Genomic DNA, 1,812 nt, shown 5'->3' with positions numbered 1-1,812 from the left:
TGACGAACCGCCGTATGCGGACCCGCTTGTACGGTGGTGTGGGAGGGTCGGCGGCGAAAGCCGCCCCCTATCCCGATCAAAAGCAATAGTTATGCGCTTGCCATATCAGCTAGCTCATCTCTTACGTAATCAAGGTAAGCGAATATCGTCTCACGAGCCCGGTTACACACCGGCTTATTGATGTCTCCATTCACTACGAGGGCTGAATATGCGCATCCACCACCGCAGAGCAGGGCGATGTCGCACTTTTTGCACTCATCTAAAGCAAGGACGTTTCGACCGTCCCACATTTTTACGGCTTCGTCATACAACTTAAGGGCCGGCTTGAACTCACCGATAGCAAGCTCTTTAGAACCCATACACTCGGTGCATGCATAAATATAGCCGTCCGGGCCAAAGACCAGGTTTTCCAGGTTATTAGCTTCGCAGTAGTAAAGCAGCGGCTGTATCGAAGTGTTTCTTTTTAGTACCGACATGATGTGCCCAAGGTTTCTAAACATGTTCAAGCTGAACGTGTTTTTGGCATGCGGATTGTCTTTAAACATACCAAGCACTTTTCCTACTAACTTATCCTCGGATAGTATATATGGGTAGTTCTTTTTAAGGGAATGGTCTTGAACCGGGGACAAATTACACGAAAAATACGGGTTGTTTACCCAGTCGCGTTTCACCATAAAATCAAGCAGGTCCGGCATTGAATCGATGTTTTGAAGATCGATATTTGCCCGCACCCCAACCTTTATACCAAGATCAAGTAACGCGCTTATCGATGAGCAAACCTCATCAAACGTACCCCGGTCATCCGCAAACTTACGCCTCTGATCATGTATGTCTTTTGGGCCATCAAGCGTAATTTGCACCGAACGGAGTATGTCTTTGTTGGCGTTCAGCTCATCGATAAAGTGATCGAGGTGAGTGCTGTTTGTAACCACGCCTACCTGGAGCGACCTATGCCTGGCTTCTTTAAACAGTTTGGAGACAAAACCTTTTGTCCTGGGCAGTAACGGCTCGCCACCGAACAACTCTATCGAAGCATTTCTATCGCCATAGGTTTGCATTAGCTTATCAATTGCCGTAAAGACATAATCAACATCTCTTTCGCCCATGTAGGCATGACTTTCACGCGGCAGGTTTCCCTCAAAGCAATAAGTGCATCTTAGATTGCAGGCATACGTTGGGCACACGACAAAACTAAGACGCTTCGTGGCTTTCTCAAAAGCACCGGTGATTTGTCGCAAAAGTTCCTTCTCGGCGTCAGCTTTGACAATATAACCTCTCCGCTCCAGGCGCTCTAAGGTAACCTCATCGATGTGGGGCTGTCCTAATGATCGATAATCAAGGAGGGCATGGTATAAATCGGTTGTAACGATATCCATTGCTCCGGTTAGAGCGTTAATCATCAAAACAGAGTCGTCCGAAATTTCATGAAACAAAATTCGCTTACTAAGATTCATAATGCCTCACTTTAAAAGTATGTTTACCTTGCGAATAAAGCGGAGCGGCAGATTCTCATCTGCTGCTCCGCTTGAGATAGCTACCTTCTCTAACGCATATACTATTATTCACAGAATAGGTTTATTGGTTCAAAAGTTATTTTAGTACTAAAGCCAGCAGCTAATCCACCAGCAGCAAGAGGTATTATTCTCAAACCCTTCCTCTTGAGTCATTGCATCCCAAAGCATGCAATCTTGGTTAAGAGATTTCACGCCGTTCACCTCCCCCTGTTTAAATAGGAAAAGAACGAGATGATTAGGATTAGCGAAGGAAAAGCGTATACTGACTGATTTTAAGGCCTATGACCGGTTGGATATA

General features: G+C 45.6%; 1 protein-coding gene. It reads right to left on the bottom strand.

Annotated features, from left to right (window positions below; all coding sequences use genetic code 11):
* Window positions 1-89: 89 nt before the first annotated feature.
* A complete protein-coding gene (locus COY37_RS04670) occupies window positions 90-1,454 on the bottom strand; it encodes a radical SAM/SPASM domain-containing protein (protein ID WP_286678897.1) in 1,365 nt (454 codons plus the stop codon).
* Window positions 1,455-1,812 lie beyond the last annotated feature (358 nt).

This window comes from Candidatus Aquicultor secundus, from assembly GCF_002791875.1.
Taxonomy (GTDB): domain Bacteria; phylum Actinomycetota; class Aquicultoria; order Aquicultorales; family Aquicultoraceae; genus Aquicultor_A; species Aquicultor_A secundus.
Note: the sequence above shows the minus strand (reverse complement) of the source record. Positions and strands in the feature narration are given on the sequence as shown.